General features: G+C 65.9%; 18 protein-coding genes. 8 read left to right on the top strand and 10 right to left on the bottom strand.

Annotated elements, in window-relative coordinates; genetic code table 11:
* Positions 1-77: 77 nt before the first annotated feature.
* From rfbC to A5651_RS23305, 6 genes are read right to left on the bottom strand one after another with little or no spacing between them, the layout of a single operon-like run.
* Positions 78-683: a dTDP-4-dehydrorhamnose 3,5-epimerase gene (rfbC, locus tag A5651_RS23330; protein ID WP_066986786.1), complete on the bottom strand. Its 606-nt coding sequence runs from the start codon at positions 681-683 to the stop codon at positions 78-80.
* Position 684: 1 nt separating this feature from the next.
* Entirely contained in the window at positions 685-1,671 is a 987-nt protein-coding gene (gene rfbB / locus A5651_RS23325; RefSeq protein ID WP_066986782.1) for a dTDP-glucose 4,6-dehydratase, read from the bottom strand.
* 28 nt (positions 1,672-1,699) lie between these two features.
* Positions 1,700-2,551: an LLM class F420-dependent oxidoreductase gene (locus A5651_RS23320; protein WP_066986779.1), complete on the bottom strand. Its 852-nt coding sequence runs from the start codon at positions 2,549-2,551 to the stop codon at positions 1,700-1,702.
* A gap of 38 nt (positions 2,552-2,589) precedes the next feature.
* Complete coding sequence (locus tag A5651_RS23315; protein ID WP_066986776.1) at positions 2,590-3,435, bottom strand: LLM class F420-dependent oxidoreductase; 846 nt, start codon at positions 3,433-3,435, stop codon at positions 2,590-2,592.
* A gap of 29 nt (positions 3,436-3,464) precedes the next feature.
* Positions 3,465-4,952, bottom strand: coding sequence for an ATP-binding protein (locus A5651_RS23310; protein ID WP_066986773.1), 1,488 nt, complete (start codon positions 4,950-4,952; stop codon positions 3,465-3,467).
* Positions 4,953-4,956: 4 nt separating this feature from the next.
* Positions 4,957-6,657 (bottom strand): FAD-dependent oxidoreductase, encoded by a 1,701-nt coding sequence (locus A5651_RS23305; RefSeq protein WP_066986770.1) that lies wholly within the window; start codon positions 6,655-6,657, stop codon positions 4,957-4,959.
* A 317-nt stretch (positions 6,658-6,974) separates the two neighbouring features.
* On the opposite strand from A5651_RS23305, the gene infA reads away from it, so the two are divergent.
* The 8 genes from infA (at position 6,975) to truA (ending at position 11,711) form a co-directional block, all read left to right on the top strand.
* Complete coding sequence (gene infA / locus A5651_RS23300) at positions 6,975-7,196, top strand: translation initiation factor IF-1 (RefSeq protein ID WP_003418601.1); 222 nt, start codon at positions 6,975-6,977, stop codon at positions 7,194-7,196.
* A gap of 30 nt (positions 7,197-7,226) precedes the next feature.
* Positions 7,227-7,340, top strand: a complete 114-nt coding sequence (rpmJ, locus tag A5651_RS25095; RefSeq protein ID WP_003879483.1) for a 50S ribosomal protein L36 — start codon at positions 7,227-7,229, stop codon at positions 7,338-7,340.
* A gap of 178 nt (positions 7,341-7,518) precedes the next feature.
* Positions 7,519-7,893, top strand: a complete 375-nt coding sequence (gene rpsM, locus A5651_RS23290; protein WP_066986764.1) for a 30S ribosomal protein S13 — start codon at positions 7,519-7,521, stop codon at positions 7,891-7,893.
* A gap of 6 nt (positions 7,894-7,899) precedes the next feature.
* A complete protein-coding gene (gene rpsK / locus A5651_RS23285) occupies positions 7,900-8,316 on the top strand; it encodes a 30S ribosomal protein S11 (protein WP_066986761.1) in 417 nt (138 codons plus the stop codon).
* A gap of 15 nt (positions 8,317-8,331) precedes the next feature.
* Entirely contained in the window at positions 8,332-8,937 is a 606-nt protein-coding gene (rpsD, locus tag A5651_RS23280) for a 30S ribosomal protein S4 (protein WP_066986759.1), read from the top strand.
* 100 nt (positions 8,938-9,037) lie between these two features.
* Positions 9,038-10,090: a DNA-directed RNA polymerase subunit alpha gene (locus A5651_RS23275; protein ID WP_066986757.1), complete on the top strand. Its 1,053-nt coding sequence runs from the start codon at positions 9,038-9,040 to the stop codon at positions 10,088-10,090.
* A gap of 84 nt (positions 10,091-10,174) precedes the next feature.
* Positions 10,175-10,804, top strand: a complete 630-nt coding sequence (gene rplQ / locus A5651_RS23270) for a 50S ribosomal protein L17 (protein WP_066986754.1) — start codon at positions 10,175-10,177, stop codon at positions 10,802-10,804.
* The gene (gene truA / locus A5651_RS23265) at positions 10,785-11,711 is read left to right on the top strand and encodes a tRNA pseudouridine(38-40) synthase TruA (protein WP_082943938.1); all 927 of its coding nucleotides are present in this window, start codon (positions 10,785-10,787) and stop codon (positions 11,709-11,711) included. The genes rplQ and truA overlap by 20 nt, the downstream gene beginning before the upstream one ends.
* Positions 11,712-11,731: 20 nt before the next feature.
* Here the strand turns inward: truA and A5651_RS23260 are convergent, their stop codons facing one another.
* From A5651_RS23260 to A5651_RS23245, 4 genes are all read right to left on the bottom strand, one after another.
* Positions 11,732-12,403 (bottom strand): cutinase family protein, encoded by a 672-nt coding sequence (locus A5651_RS23260; protein ID WP_066987011.1) that lies wholly within the window; start codon positions 12,401-12,403, stop codon positions 11,732-11,734.
* A gap of 90 nt (positions 12,404-12,493) precedes the next feature.
* Positions 12,494-13,138 carry a cutinase family protein gene (locus A5651_RS23255; protein ID WP_066986748.1) on the bottom strand — a complete coding sequence of 215 codons (645 nt, stop codon included), beginning with the start codon at positions 13,136-13,138 and terminating at the stop codon, positions 12,494-12,496.
* 3 nt (positions 13,139-13,141) lie between these two features.
* Complete coding sequence (locus A5651_RS23250) at positions 13,142-13,804, bottom strand: cutinase family protein (RefSeq protein WP_156663135.1); 663 nt, start codon at positions 13,802-13,804, stop codon at positions 13,142-13,144.
* A 32-nt stretch (positions 13,805-13,836) separates the two neighbouring features.
* Positions 13,837-14,841: a DMT family transporter gene (locus A5651_RS23245; RefSeq protein ID WP_066986745.1), complete on the bottom strand. Its 1,005-nt coding sequence runs from the start codon at positions 14,839-14,841 to the stop codon at positions 13,837-13,839.
* Positions 14,842-14,914: the final 73 nt, after the last annotated feature.

Here is a 14,914-nt window from a genome sequence, read left to right as displayed (position 1 = left end):
ATTGCGGATACTTGGACATCCTAGTAATCGCTGAGCGGCGCTGGCAAGGTCGTACCGCAAGCCGGCGGGCTGGCGGGTCAGGCGTCGCGGCGGCGGAGTTGCTCGGTGAACGCGAGGGTGTCGTCCCACGTCGGCAGCAGGCCGGCCGCCTTGACGTCCTCGAGCATCGGCGCCTCGGCGTCGCGGTCCGACAGCACGCTTCCGGTGCCGGGCCACTGGATATCCAGCGCCGGGTCGGTGGCGCGGATAGTGTGCTCGCGGGCGGGATCGTATCCAGACGAGCACAGATACATCACCGTCGAATCATCCTGCAGCGCAAGGAAACCGTGTGCCAGACCCTCGCTGATGTACACCGAGCGACGGCTATGGTCGTCGAGAAGCACCGAGTCCCACTTGCCGAAAGTTGGTGAGCCGACCCGGATGTCGACGACGACGTCCCACACCGTGCCGCGAACGCAGGTGACGTACTTGGCCTGGCTCGGGGGCAACTCAGAGAAGTGCAGCCCGCGAAGGACGCCGGCGGCAGAGACCGAGCAGTTCGCCTGCCGCAGGTCCAGTCGATGTCCGGTGATCGTGCGGAACCCGGAATCGGTGAACCATTCGAAGAACACGCCGCGGTCATCGGTGTGTTGTTTCGGCGTGATCTCCCATGCGCCGGGGACGGACAGCTCGCGTACCTCCACCTCACTGCCCCTGTTTCTCGTAGGTGGCTTCCACGGCCTCTTTCAATGGACCCCACCATGATTCGTTGTTGCGGTACCAGTCGATAGTCGCACTCAGCCCCTCCTCGAAGTCAGTGTGCTTGGGCCCCCAGCCAAGCTCATCCTGCAACGTCGAGGGGTCGATCGCGTAGCGCAGGTCGTGGCCTACGCGGTCGGTGACATGATCGAAGTCGTTGGGGTCGCGGTCCATCAGCCTCAGAATCGTGCGCAGCACCGTCAGGTTGTCGCGCTCACCCTCGGCGCCGATCAAATACGTGCGCCCGATCTGGCCGTCGGAGAGGATGCGCCACACAGCGCTGTTGTGGTCGTCGACGTGGATCCAGTCGCGCACATTGTGGCCGCTGCCGTACAGCTTGGGCCGTCTGCCCGTGAGCACATTGGTGATCTGGCGCGGAATGAACTTCTCCACGTGCTGGTATGGCCCATAGTTGTTGGAGCAGTTGGAAATCGTTGCGCGCACGCCGTAGGAGCGGACCCAGGCCCGGACCAGCATGTCGGCCGCGGCCTTGGTCGACGAATACGGGCTCGACGGGTTGTACGGCGTCCCTTCGGTAAAGCGGCGGTCCTCGTCGAGTTCGAGATCGCCGTACACCTCATCGGTTGAAATGTGATGCAGCCGAACTCCGTGCCGCCGCACCGCTTCCAACACCGTGTACGTGCCGACCACGTTGGACCGCAGGAACGGCTCGGGATTGGCCAGTGAATTGTCCACGTGCGTCTCGGCGGCGAAGTGCACCACCGCGTCCGCCTCGGCAACCAACTTCGTCATCAGGTCGGCATCGGCGATGTCACCCTGAACCAGTCTGATGGCGTCTTCGACGGGCGCAAGAGATTCGTGGCTTCCCGCGTAGGTGAGCGCATCGAGCACCGTCACGGCATGCTCACCCACCGCATTGTGCACGAAATTGGCGCCGATAAACCCTGCGCCCCCAGTCACGAGCAACCGCATGGAGTTACCGTATCGGCTAACGGATTCGTTAACCCTGAAGCCCCAGCGGCCCCGCCAGTTCCTCGAGGGTCGGCAGCAGCTTGTCCCACCCGCCGAGCACCTGGATCGCCACGTGGTCCGCCCCGGCTTCCAGGTGTTCGTTGAGGCGCCTGGCGATGTCGTCGCCGGTCCCGTGGGCCACCAGTTCATCGATCAGCCGGTCGCTGCCGGGCTTGGCCAGGTCTTTGTCGGTGAACCCGAGCCGTTTCCAATTGTTCAGGTAATTGCTCAGATTCAGGTAGAAGTCCACCGACTGGCGGCCGATCTGGCGACCCTCCTCCGCATCGGTGGTCAGCACCACCTTGTGCTCGGGGGCCAAAAACACCGTGGGACCGACCAATTCGCGCGCCGAACCGGTGTGCTCGGGCGTCGTCAGATACGGGTGCGCACCGGCGCTGCGCGAAGCGGCGAGCTTGAGCACCTTGGGGCCGAGCGCGGCCACGACGCGCCTGCTGGTCGGCACGCTCGCGGCGTCCAGCGCGTCGAGGTACTCGACGAGGACGTCGTAGGGCTTGCGATATTCGTCGGTGTGCTCCGGGTGACCGATGCCGATGCCCAGCAGAAACCGGCCGGGATAGGCATCCTCCACACGGTGGTAGGCCTCGGCGACTTCGGCGGCAGACGCGGACCACACGTTGACGATGCCGGTGGCCACCTGCAGCGTCTCGGTCTGCTCGAGGATCGGCTCAACGTAGGCGAGGTTGCCGGCAGGAGACCCGCCGATCCAGAGGGCGCTGTAGCCCAGCTTCTCGATCGCGGCCGCCTGTTCGGGTTTGGGCGCACCGAAAGTCCACACCCCGTATCGGCCGAAATCTGGCTTGAGCGAGACGGCGTCAGTCATGCGGAGTCCCCCTTATATAGAAATCTTGTATCGGCGCTCTACTGCAGGCCCAGCGGTGCGGCGAGTTCGCCGAGTGCAGCCACCAGCTTGTCAGGTCCGGTCAACACCTGCACCGGCACGTGGTCGGCCCCCGCCGTGACGTGCTCCTTGAGCCGTGCGGCGATGTCATCCGGCGTGCCGTAGGCAACGACGGCGTCGACCAGCCGGTCGCTGCCCGGCTTCGCGATGTCGGAGTCGGTGAAGCCGAGCCGCTTCCAGTTGTTCGCATAGTTGGCCAAGGTCAAGTAGATCGCCAGCACCTTGCGCCCGGTGGCGCGGGCCTTCTCCGCTTCGGTGGTCAGCACCACCTTGTGCTCGGGCGCGAGGAACGCCTCGGCGCCGATCAGTTCACGGGCCTGGGCCGTGTGCTCGGGTGTCGTCAAGTAGGGGTGGGCCCCGGCAGACCGTTCCGCCGACAGCTTCAGCACCTTCGGGCCGAGGGCGGCCACCACCCGGCTGTCCTTACCGACGCCGTATTCGTCGAGCTTGTCGAGGTACTCGGTCAGCGCGTCGACGGGTTTGCGGTATTGCTGGTGCGCCTCGGGATGGCCGACACCGATTCCCAGCACGAACCGCCCGGGGAAGGCCTTCTCGATGCGGTGAAACGATTCGGCGGTGGGGCCAGGCTCGGCCGTCCAGACGTTGACGATGCCGGTCGCCACCTTCAGTGCGTCGGTCTGCTCGAGGATGGGATCGACAAACGAGAGATCGGCCGCGGGCGAACCACCGGCCCAGATGGCTCCGTAGCCGAGAGATTCGATGTCCCGCAGCTGCTGACCGGACAGTTGTTGCCACAACGAATGGTGACCGAATACACCGAACGCGCCGAAGTTGGGTTTTGTCATTTCACCTCCAACCTAGGGCGTGGCGGAGGCTATTCCGTGCCCGCCTCGGCGAGTTCATTCGGCGTCGCGTCCAGCGGTGCCGGTGCCACCAGCGGCAACAGGATGATGAAGCGCGTGTCGCCAGGGCGGGACTCGACGCGGATGTCGCCCTGGTGCTTCTCGACGACGATCCGGCGGGCCAGATCGAGGCCGAGGCCGTCGCCCTCGCCGAAGGGTTTCGTCGTGAAGAACGCGGTGAAGATCCGGTCGACGATGTCTTCGGGGATGCCTGGACCGTCGTCGCCGATCTCGACGCGGATCATGTCGCTGCCCTGGCGCGCCGTTCGGATCGTCAGCGTGCCCTTGCCGCCCATCGCCTGGATGGCGTTGTTGATGATGACGTCCCATACCTCGTTCAAACCGCGTGGGTAGCAAGCGATTTCTGGTATCGACTTGTCCCAGTCCTTGACCAGCTGGACGGGTTTGTCGGGACCGACCTTGTCGCCGAAGAGCGTCTTGAGCGTGCTGTACAGCAGTTCGTGGACGTTGACCACCTGGTACTCGGCCCGGTCCATCTGTGAGTACTTCTTGGCGCTGGCGAGCAGGCCCGAAATGCGCTCGCTGGCGTCGGCGATCTCGTTCATCCGCAGTTCGGTGTCGATGGTGTATTTCAGCCAGCCGAGGGCGCTCTGCAGCGTCGCCGAGCAGTCGACCGCATCAATGGAGGCCTCGACGCGTTCCAGCCAGTCGACGTCCAGGCCCGCCTCCACGAACGTCGGCGCGTAGTCCCAGGCGCCGACGATGCCGTGATCTTCCAACCAGTCGCCGATTTGTTCTTCGCGGTCAGAGGTCTCAAGCGCGGACAGTTCCTTGGCCTTCGACTTGGCCACCTGCTCGGCGACTTCATCCTGGATGCTCACCAGCATCCGCAGCGCTTCCGGGGTGAACTTGCCGTCGGCCAGCATCGCGAGCTTGTGGCGCATCTTTCCGACGCCCTCGCGCAGATCAGCCACTGCCCGCGCGGCAGCCGCGGCGGGATTGTTGAGCTGGTGGGTCAGCCCCGCGGTGATGGTGCCCAGCGCGAGCAGTTTCTGGCGCTGACCGATGATCTGGCTCTGCCGCCGCCCGCCGACCATGTGGCCCTCGAGCAGGTGCACGGCCATCGGGAACTCGGTCCGCATGAACCGTGCGAACGCCTCGGCGTCGAGAACGAAGAACCGCGACGGCTTCGTCACCCGTACCGACGCTTGATAAATCTGTTCCTCGTCGGGGATATAAGCCGACCAAGCCCCGCAGTACACGCCCCGCTGCGACGTGCGGTTGGTTTCGATGTCGACCCCGCCGGAACGCTTGGACATCACCAGCTCACCGTCGAGCAGGACATAGAGGCAGGTGGCCGGCTCGCCCTCGACGACGACCGGGCCGGGCTCGAACGTCGCGATATGCCCGTTCTCGCACAGCGTCTGCAGCTGCTCATCGGACAGCTTCTCGAACAGGAACAGCGTCCTCAGTTCGTCGGGCAGGCACGTTTCGCCCATATTCCTAAGCCTCCGCCAGGTACCGGTGCACCAACATCACTGCCATCGACCCTTCGCCGACGGCGGCCGCCACACGTTTGGCGGATTCGGAGCGCACGTCTCCTGCAACAAACACACCGGGCACGCTTGTTTCCAGATGGTGAGGGGGACGGTCCAGCGTCCAGCCGGCGACTTTGCTCACATCCGGTCCGGAGAGGATGAACCCGTGGTCGTCCTTGGCGACGAGGTCGAGCCAATCGGTGCGCGGCTCGGCGCCGATGAAGCAGCACATCCGGTCGCAGTTGACCCGCTCGGTGGCACCCGTCTGCTTGTCGAGCAGCACCAGGCCGGCGAGATGGCCGTCCTCTCCGACGGTGTCGACAACCTCGGTGCAGGTGCGCACGAAGATCTTCGGGTTCTTCTCGATGCGTTCCACCAGATAGTGCGACATCGACGCGGCCAGCGATGACCCGCGGACGAGCAGCGTCACCGACTTCGCCTTCTCCGACATGAAGATCGCGGCCTGGCCGGCCGAGTTGGCGCCGCCGACGATGTAGACGTCCTCGTTCTCGCATTCCGACGTCTGCGAGACTGAGGCGCCGTAGAAGACGCCGCGGCCGATGTAGTTGCACGCGTCTTCGCTGGGGTCATCCCAACAGCCGGGGACGTTGCGGAGCTGGCGGTAGGCGACGCCGGTGGCGAGGATGACCGCCTGGGCCGCGATGCTGCCGCCGTCTTCGAACTCGATCGTGCGCGCCGAACCGCTGTCGTCGGCGTGCAGCCGGACCGCCTTGCGCGTGGTGATGACTTCGGCGCCGAAGCGCTCGGCCTGCAACCGCGCGGACGTGGTCAGCTCAGCGCCCGAGACCCCGCGAGGGAACCCGAGATAGTTCTCGATCTTCGAGCTGCGCCCGGCTTGCCCACCGGTCGTCGTTTCCTCGATCAGGACCGTCTTCAGGCCCTCGGATGCGCCGTACACCGCGGCGGCCAGGCCCGCGGGTCCGCCACCGATGACGGCCAAGTCGTAGAGCTCCAGCGCAGGATTGGTCGACAGCCCGAGCATCGCCGCCAGCTCCGCATCGGAGGGCTGGACAAGCGTCTCGCCCTGCTCGGTGATCACCACGGGAAGCCGGTACTCATCGAGGCCGGCCGCGTCGAGAAGCTGCTTGCCCTTCTGTTCGTCGGCCATGAATGAGCGGAACGAATGCTGGTTGCGAGCGAGGAATTGGCGCACCTGCCAGGACCGCTCGCTCCAGCGGTGGCCGATCACCTTGGTGTGCGGGATCGCGCGGTCGCCGGTCTCGCGCCACGCCTCGAGCAGCGCGTCGATGACCGGGTAGAGCTTCTCCTGGGGCGGGTCCCAAGGCTTGAGCAGGTAGTGGTCGAGGTCGACGACGTTGATCGCGTCGATCGCAGCGTGCGTGTCGGCGTAGGCGGTGAGCAGCACGCGGCGGGCCATCGGGAAGACGTCCATCGCCTCTTCGAGGAATTCGATGCCGCTCATGTGCGGCATCCGGTAGTCGGCGACCAACACTGCGACGGTCTCGCCCCGCAGCTTCAACTGGTTGATCGTCTCGAGGGCGTCGGGTCCGCTTTCGGCACGCACGATGCGGTAGTTCTCGCCGTAGTGACGACGCAGGTCGCGGGCGACGGCACGCGAGACAGCGGGGTCGTCGTCGACGGTGAGGATCACGGGTTTGCGTGGCTGGGGGGTTGGGCCGGTCATCACGCTCAGTATGCGCCCGATGTCCAGCGGTTATGGTGGCTAAGTCGGCGCCTGTGACGGGGTCGTTCGGCGATTTTGGGCCAGACGCTCCAGCAGGTAATATGGACCAACGGTGCGGCATCCGCGCCGGCTCTTGCGTGCCCCAGTTCTGGAATTTCTAGCTACCGGCCCACGTTTTGCAGTCGGAGCGAATTCTGCGCTCAAGTAGTACTCGCCGCTCGCGGCGGGAGCAGTATCCGCCGCTCGCGGCGGGAGCAGTATCCGCCGCTCGCGGCGGGAAGGCGCCAGACAAGGACACGGAGGATCTCCGAAACACAATGGCCAAGAAAGACGGTGCCATCGAGGTCGAGGGCCGGGTGGTCGAACCCCTGCCCAATGCGATGTTTCGCATTGAGCTGGAGAACGGACACAAGGTGCTCGCCCACATCAGCGGCAAGATGCGGCAGCACTACATCCGCATCCTGCCCGAGGACCGGGTGGTGGTGGAGCTTTCTCCCTACGACCTGTCCCGGGGCCGCATCGTTTATCGGTACAAGTAGACACACTGACCCAGAAGGATCGACGAAGCCGTGAAGGTGAACCCGAGCGTCAAGCCCATTTGCGATAAGTGCAGGGTGATCCGCCGGCATGGGCGGGTCATGGTGATCTGCTCAGATCCGCGACACAAGCAGCGTCAGGGCTGATTCAAGCCCCGGCATCGACAACTTAATGACGAAATCCCAGTACCACTGAGCTGCCCGGCGCCAAGCGCCAAAAAGACGAATCAGCGCCGCTCGCATACGTCCGGTACGGAGGCCGGACCCCGACGAGGTCGGGGCGGACTGGGACCAGACCTCCGCAACGAAGAAGGAACACACCACTGTGGCACGTCTAGTGGGCGTCGACCTCCCGCGCGACAAGCGCATGGAGATTGCGCTGACCTACATCTACGGCATCGGCCGTACCCGCTCCCAGGAGATCCTGGACGCCACCGGCATCAGCCGGGACCTGCGCACCAAGGACCTGACCGACGATCAGGTGACCCAGCTGCGCGACTACATCGAGGGCAACCTCAAGGTGGAGGGCGATCTGCGCCGCGAGGTGCAGGCCGATATCCGCCGCAAGATCGAGATCGGCTGCTACCAGGGCATTCGGCATCGCCGTGGCCTGCCGGTGCGCGGCCAGAGGACCAAGACCAACGCGCGTACCCGCAAGGGCCCCAAGCGCACCATCGCCGGCAAGAAGAAGGCCAGGTAACCGCCGATGCCACCAGCCAAAAAGGGCGCAGCCTCACCGAAGAAGGGTCAGAAGACCCGCCGCAGGGAAAAGAAGAACGTCCCGCACGGCGCCGCCCACATCAAGAGCACGTTCAACAACACGATCGTGTCGATCACCGATCCGCAGGGCAACGTCATCGCCTGGGCATCCTCGGGCCATGTCGGCTTCAAGGGATCGCGTAAGTCGACGCCGTTCGCCGCGCAGCTGGCCGCCGAGAACGCCGCCCGCAAGGCGCAGGAGCACGGCGTGAAGAAGGTCGACGTGTTCGTCAAGGGCCCCGGCTCGGGCCGCGAGACCGCGATCCGGTCGCTGCAGGCCGCCGGCCTCGAGGTCGGCGCGATTTCCGACGTCACCCCGCAGCCGCACAACGGCTGCCGTCCGCCCAAGCGGCGCCGGGTCTAGGAGGGATAGACAGACATGGCTCGTTACACCGGACCCGCAACCCGCAAGTCGCGCCGCCTCGGCGTCGACCTCGTCGGCGGCGACCAGGCCTTCGAGAAGCGGCCCTACCCGCCCGGCCAGCACGGCCGCGCGCGGATCAAGGAAAGCGAATACCGCCAGCAGCTGCAGGAGAAGCAGAAGGCCCGCTTCACCTACGGCGTGATGGAAAAGCAGTTCCGCCGCTACTACGAAGAGGCGGTCCGCCAGGACGGCAAGACCGGCGACAATCTGCTCCGCATCCTGGAGAGCCGGCTGGACAACGTGGTGTACCGCGCCGGCCTGGCGCGTACTCGTCGGATGGCCCGCCAGCTGGTCAGCCACGGCCACTTCACCGTCAACGGCGTCAAGGTCGACATCCCGAGCTACCGGGTGTCGCAGTACGACATCATCGACGTGAGAGAGAAGTCGCTGAACACGCTGCCGTTCCAGATCGCGCGCGAGACCGCAGGCGACCGGCCGATCCCGGCGTGGCTGCAGGTGGTCGGCGAGCGCCAGCGCATCCTGGTGCACCAGCTGCCCGAGCGGGCGCAGATCGACATCCCGCTCACCGAGCAACTGATCGTCGAGCTCTACTCGAAGTAAGGCTTCCGGCCGTCCGGATGGCGGCTGGGGATGTTCCCGGCTTAGCCGGGGAGATACGTGGCATCAAATAGCGGTTGCCACGAAGGAGGAAAGAAACACCATGCTGATTTCTCAGCGACCCACATTGTCGGAAGAGGTCATCTCCGAGAACCGGTCCCAGTTCGTCATCGAACCGTTGGAGCCCGGATTTGGCTACACGCTTGGCAATTCGCTTCGGCGCACGCTGCTGTCGTCGATTCCCGGCGCAGCGATCACCAGCATCCGCATCGACGGCGTGCTGCACGAGTTCACCACCGTGCCCGGTGTCAAGGAAGACGTCACCGACATCATCCTGAATCTCAAGGGGCTGGTCGTGTCCTCTGAGGAGGACGAGCCGGTCACCATGTACCTGCGCAAGCAGGGCCCCGGTGCGGTCACCGCCGGTGACATCGTGCCGCCCGCCGGTGTGACGGTGCACAACCCCGAGATGCACATCGCCACCCTCAACGACAAGGGCAAGCTCGAGGTCGAGCTCGTGGTCGAGCGCGGCCGCGGCTACGTCCCCGCCGTGCAGAACAAGGCGTCGGGCGCCGAAATCGGCCGTATCCCGGTCGATTCCATCTACTCGCCGGTGCTGAAGGTCACCTACAAGGTGGAGGCCACTCGCGTCGAGCAGCGCACCGACTTCGACAAGCTGATCCTCGATGTCGAGACCAAGAGCTCGATCACCGCGCGTGACGCGCTGGCGTCGGCGGGCAAGACTCTGGTCGAATTGTTCGGTCTGGCACGCGAACTCAACGTTGAGGCCGAGGGCATCGAGATCGGCCCGTCGCCGGCTGAGGCCGACCACATCGCGTCGTTCGCCCTGCCGATCGACGATCTGGACCTCACCGTCCGGTCGTACAACTGCCTCAAGCGCGAGGGTGTGCACACGGTGGGCGAGCTCGTCGCCCGCACGGAGTCCGATCTTCTGGACATCCGCAACTTCGGCCAGAAGTCCATCGACGAGGTGAAGATCAAGCTGCATCAACTCGGTCTGTCGCTGAAGGACAGCCCGGCCACGTTTGATCCGTCCGAGGTCGCCGGCTACGACGTCGCCACCGGCACGTGGAACAGCGACGCCAGCTATGACCTCGAGGACAACCAGGACTACGCCGAAACCGAACAACTCTAAGAACGCAGATAAAACCCCGGGCCCGCCCGGACCGTCCCGGTCCTACCTGATACGGGGACCGGCCCCAATTAGGAGATAGTCGCAATGCCCAAGCCCACCAAGGGCCGTCGCCTCGGCGGGTCGTCGTCGCATCAGAAGGCGCTGCTGGCCAACCTGGCCACATCGCTGTTCGAGCATGGCCGGATCAAGACCACCGAGCCCAAGGCACGGGCGCTGCGTCCGTACGCGGAGAAGCTGATCACCCACGCCAAGAAGGGCACGCTGCACAATCGGCGTGAGGTGCTCAAGAAGATCCGGGACAAGGATGTCGTGCACACCCTGTTCGCCGAGATCGGACCCTTCTACGCGGACCGCGCGGGCGGCTACACCCGCATCATCAAGGTGGAGCCACGTCAGGGCGACAACGCCCCGATGGCGGTCATCGAGCTGGTGCGGGAGAAGACGGTGACGTCGGAGGCCAACCGCGCCCGCCGCAGCCGCTCCGCTGGCGATAGTGGTTCGGGCGCGGGTACGGCGAGGAAGGCCGCGCCGGTCGCGGCCGCTGCGGCGCCGCAGGCCGCTGTCGAGCCCGAAGCCACCGAGGGTCCGACCGAGGAATCGGTCTCTGACGTCAAGGTTGAGGATTCGGCGATCGAGGAGGCGCAGGAAGCTGAGGCTGCCGAAGAGGTCGCTGAGGAGGCTGCCGCCGACGAGGATGCCGACGACAAGTCCTAGTGAAGTGAACGACAAGCCCGCCATCGATTCCGGTGGCGGGCTTCGTCATTTTTCGTCCTCCTCGCGTGGTGTGACTCGTCTTCGGCTCGATATCGCCTACGACGGAACCGCATTCGCGGGCTGGGCGGTGCAGTCGGATCAGCGCACGGTGGCGGGGGTGCTCGAGGAAGCGTTGACGACGGTGTTCCGGACGCCGGTGCAGCTTCGCGCCGCTGGACGCACCGACACCGGTGTGCACGCCTCGGGTCAGGTCGCGCACGTCGACATACCGGTCGAGGCGATCCCGCATGCCTACCCGCGAACCACCCGACCCGGTGACACGGAGTTCGCACCCCTGGTGCGGCGGCTGGCGCGGCTCGTGCCGACCGATGTCAGGGTTCGCGACATCGCCCGCGCCCCTGCGGGTTTCGACGCGCGATTCTCGGCGCTGCGCCGGCACTACGAGTACCGGTTGACCACCGCGCCGTACGGCGCCGAGCCGCAGACCGCGCGCTTCGTGACGCCATGGCCGCGCGCGCTGGACATCGATGCGATGACGGCGGCGTCCAGCGAACTCGTGGGGCTGCACGACTTCGCCGCGTTCTGCCGGCACCGTGAAGGGGCGACCACGGTCAGGGACCTTCAACGGCTGGACTGGATGCAATCGGGCGATCTCGTCACGGCGCACGTCACCGCCGACGCGTTTTGCTGGTCGATGGTGCGCTCGCTGGTCGGTGCGCTGCTCGCGGTGGGGGAGGGGCGTCGCGAACCGGCGTGGTGCGCAGAGCTATTGACCCAGCCGCGGCGGTCCAGCGATTTCGCCGCCGCGCCGCCGCAGGGGCTGACCCTCGTAGGCGTCGACTACCCGCCCGACGATCAACTCGAAGCGCGCATCACTGTGACCCGCGACCTGCGTCGACTGGATTAGTGCCGCGTCGGCGACATTGATCAGTTGATCCTGGCCGCGATGAAGTCTGCAGCCTGGTTCACCATGCCCGCGGCAATGTATTCCTTCGCCAGATGCTGGGACCAGTTCTGCTCCCAGGTGTTGGGATCGGCCGGGTTGCAGATCGGGTCGGCTCCATGGCACAACTCGATGGTCCGCTCGGAATACAGCGGGTTGAAGTTGGTGATCGGGCCCACCCACGCAGCGCCGTTGCCGAACAACGAGACCGCGGCGATCTTCTGATCCATGCCCTCGGGCAGCGGGTTGGTGAATCCGAAGAACGTAAATGGCAGCGCGAGCACGACATCGGTGACCGCGGCACCAAGCGAATAGCCCCCGAGAACCAGCCGGGTGTCGGGACAGTTCTTGGCCATGTTCTGGATGTGGGCGCTCATGTCATTGGCGCCGATGTCGATTTCGTTGTCGGCGGGGTAACGCACCGCATACATACCGATGTTCTTGTTCACCTTGGACCGCAGCGCGCTGATCAGGGCATTGCCGATCGATCCCGGCCCGGCCGGTTCGAGGCGGCCGCGGGCGAAAACCAGCTCGACCTGCGGACAGGCGGCCGATGCCGCCGGAATCATGTTGTTACCAGGCACGATTGACGGGCCGAGCAGCAGGCCTGCTGCTACAAGAGTCGATGTGATCGCGACGGCAAGGCCGCGCCGTATCCGATTACCGCTGCGTTCAACGCGTCTGAGCACCACCTCGCCGATGTTAGCCGACGAATTGACGCACCCGTTCGAACGACCAGGTGTGCGCTACACACGTCCAGCAACGAAGTCGGCGGCGGTGTTGACGAATCCGCCTGTGTAACTCGGTGACCTGTGCGCCGCGACGCTCTCACCGTCAGTCTGGCAGATGGGGTCGCCGCCGTTGCACAGGTCGATCGACAGTCCGCCCCATACCGGGCTCATCGTCAACGGAAGGCCGAGCTTCGCCGACGGGTTCCCGAACACCGCGATCGCCGCGACGAAGTCGGGCGCATTGGGCGGCAGCGGGTTGGTGAAGCCGATCGCCGGAATGGGAACTGCGGCAATGACATCCATCACCGCTGCACCCTGCGAATAGCCACCGAGCACCAATCGCGTGTTCGGGCAGGCGCCCATCATGTACTGCACGTGTGCGCTGGCGTCGTTTGCGCCGTCTGCGGCGGCCAGAAAGTCGTAGTTCGCGGGATAGTTCACCGCATACGAGCCGACCGATCGGCCTCCGACCTTGCCCCGTAGCGCGTTGACGAACGCTCCACCAACGGTTCCGAGCCCGCCGGTGTCGTCGGTGCCACGGGCGAAGATCACCTCGATATCCGGGCAGTCCGCAGACGCCGTCGGCGCGAAGGCGATCGACGATGTGAGGGCCGCGGCCGCTCCGACGAGCAGGGCAGCTGTTTTCTCAGCTACGCGCATTCTCTATATCCTTCCGGCTGCGAAACTGGCTGCCTGTTGCGCCATCGCGTCCTCGTAACCCCTGTGGGCGAGGGGATTCCGCCCACCAGAACAGATCGGGTCGCCGTCCTTGCACAGGTCGATCGACCGGCCGGCGAACATGCCGACCGACGACAGCGGCTGACCAAACTTAGCCGCCGGGTTGCCGAACACGGTGACGGCGGCCACCGTGACCGCGGCGGTCGGCGACAACGGCGGCGCCGACCCGATGCTGCCTATCTTGTTGCCGAGCGGCGGGACGCCCGCCAACATGTCCACCACCGCGGCGCCCTGCGAGTAGCCGCCGAGCACGATTTTGGTGGACGGGCACGAGAGCGCCATGGCGGCGATGTGGCTGGTCGCATCGGTGGCGCCGTCAGCGGCGGTGAGGAAATCATAGTCGGCGGGGTAGTTCACCGAGTACGACCCGACGGTGCGCGGCGCGATCTGCGCGGCCAGCGCGTCGGTAAGCGCCTGGCCCACCCGGCCGACGCCTGCTGGCTCGCCGGTGCCGCGCGCGAAGACGACCTCGACGTCGGGGCAGGGCACCGCCACGGCGCTCGGAGCGGTAGCCAGAACGCCCGCGGCCGCGGATGAAACAGTGGCGAGGAGGGCGGCCACCCGGGCCGTTCTACGTGGCAGAGTCACGCGCACATAGTTCCATACCGGGATAAGACGGACTAACTTTTTGCCTCGCGACAGGGTGTCAGTTGTTCCACGGCGCCGGCATCTGGCCAGGTGGCGGCCTCGACCGCCTCGCTCCGGTCGCCGTGGCGCGCCAGCGCCAGACCCGCCAGGACGACGCCGCCACCGAGCGCCTGCGTCGGCGTGATCGCCTCGCCGAGAAGCAGCCACGCGGCCAGGATGGCGAACATCACCTCGGACAGCCCGACCAGGGACGCGAACCGGGGCCGCAGCCGCGCGATACCTAGGATGCCCAGCGTGTAGGCGACCGCCGTGGTGATCACGCCGAGCGCGACGACGGGCACGGCCCAGGTCATCGCCCACCCGGCGATGACGGTGTCCTTCGCCGTAAACGTCAACGGCATGACCCCAGCGAGGCCGAGGCCTGCGGTCGCGACCGCGCCGACAACCAATCCGCCCGCAGCGAGCGTCGTCGCGTTCAGGCTGCCGTCGACCTTGTTAGCGCTGACTCCGTCGGAGAGCATGAAATAGCTTGCGGCGCATACCGCGGCGGCGAATCCCCATCCGACGCCGGCGGCGTTGACGTGCGCGCCGGCGAATACGTCGAGCACCAACATGATTCCGGCGACCGCGAGTGCGACCCCGGCCAGCGTCAGTGTGCTGGGCCTGCGCCGCGTGGTGGCCCACACCCATCCGACCACCAGCACCGGGGCTGTGTATTCGAGCAGGAGCGCGACGCCGACCGACAGCCGCGCGACGGCTTGGTAGTAGCACAGCTGGGCCCCTGCAATGGGCACGACGCCGTAGGCGAGCACCATCCTGCGGTGGGTCACAGCATTGCGGACCCAGCCTGGTCTGACGACGGTCGCGAACACCGCCACTGTGCCCGCGCCGACGGCCAGGCGTGCGGTGACGGCGCCGGTGGGGCTCCAGCCGACGTCCATCAGCGCCTTGGCCAGTGGGCCGGACATTCCAAAGCTGAGCGCGGAGGCGACGGCGAACAGCAGCCCGACCCGGAAATGGCTCGGCTGTGTTGTCATCGGGGCCTCTCCAGGCTTGTAATGAGTAAAATCGGATTTGGTCATGACGCTAGCCGGAGGGGAGGTCATGAGT

Source organism: Mycobacterium sp. 1274761.0 (genome assembly GCF_001668615.1).
GTDB lineage: Bacteria > Actinomycetota > Actinomycetes > Mycobacteriales > Mycobacteriaceae > Mycobacterium.
This window is presented reverse-complemented; position numbering and strand designations above follow the sequence as displayed.

Bases quoted from the DNA above. Each gene is read 5' to 3' on its own strand.
- A5651_RS23275 (WP_066986757.1), top strand. From the start codon at position 9,038: ATGCTGATTTCTCAGCGACCCACATTGTCGGAAGAGGTCATCTCCGAG.
- A5651_RS23310 (WP_066986773.1), bottom strand. From the start codon at position 4,952: ATGGGCGAAACGTGCCTGCCCGACGAACTGAGGACGCTGTTCCTGTTC.
- A5651_RS23305 (WP_066986770.1), bottom strand. From the start codon at position 6,657: ATGACCGGCCCAACCCCCCAGCCACGCAAACCCGTGATCCTCACCGTC.
- rpsK (WP_066986761.1), top strand. From the start codon at position 7,900: ATGCCACCAGCCAAAAAGGGCGCAGCCTCACCGAAGAAGGGTCAGAAG.
- A5651_RS23320 (WP_066986779.1), bottom strand. From the start codon at position 2,551: ATGACTGACGCCGTCTCGCTCAAGCCAGATTTCGGCCGATACGGGGTG.
- rpsD (WP_066986759.1), top strand. From the start codon at position 8,332: ATGGCTCGTTACACCGGACCCGCAACCCGCAAGTCGCGCCGCCTCGGC.
- rfbB (WP_066986782.1), bottom strand. From the start codon at position 1,671: ATGCGGTTGCTCGTGACTGGGGGCGCAGGGTTTATCGGCGCCAATTTC.
- A5651_RS23245 (WP_066986745.1), bottom strand. From the start codon at position 14,841: ATGACAACACAGCCGAGCCATTTCCGGGTCGGGCTGCTGTTCGCCGTC.
- truA (WP_082943938.1), top strand. From the start codon at position 10,785: ATGCCGACGACAAGTCCTAGTGAAGTGAACGACAAGCCCGCCATCGAT.
- A5651_RS23255 (WP_066986748.1), bottom strand. From the start codon at position 13,138: ATGCGCGTAGCTGAGAAAACAGCTGCCCTGCTCGTCGGAGCGGCCGCG.
- infA (WP_003418601.1), top strand. From the start codon at position 6,975: ATGGCCAAGAAAGACGGTGCCATCGAGGTCGAGGGCCGGGTGGTCGAA.
- A5651_RS23315 (WP_066986776.1), bottom strand. From the start codon at position 3,435: ATGACAAAACCCAACTTCGGCGCGTTCGGTGTATTCGGTCACCATTCG.
- rplQ (WP_066986754.1), top strand. From the start codon at position 10,175: ATGCCCAAGCCCACCAAGGGCCGTCGCCTCGGCGGGTCGTCGTCGCAT.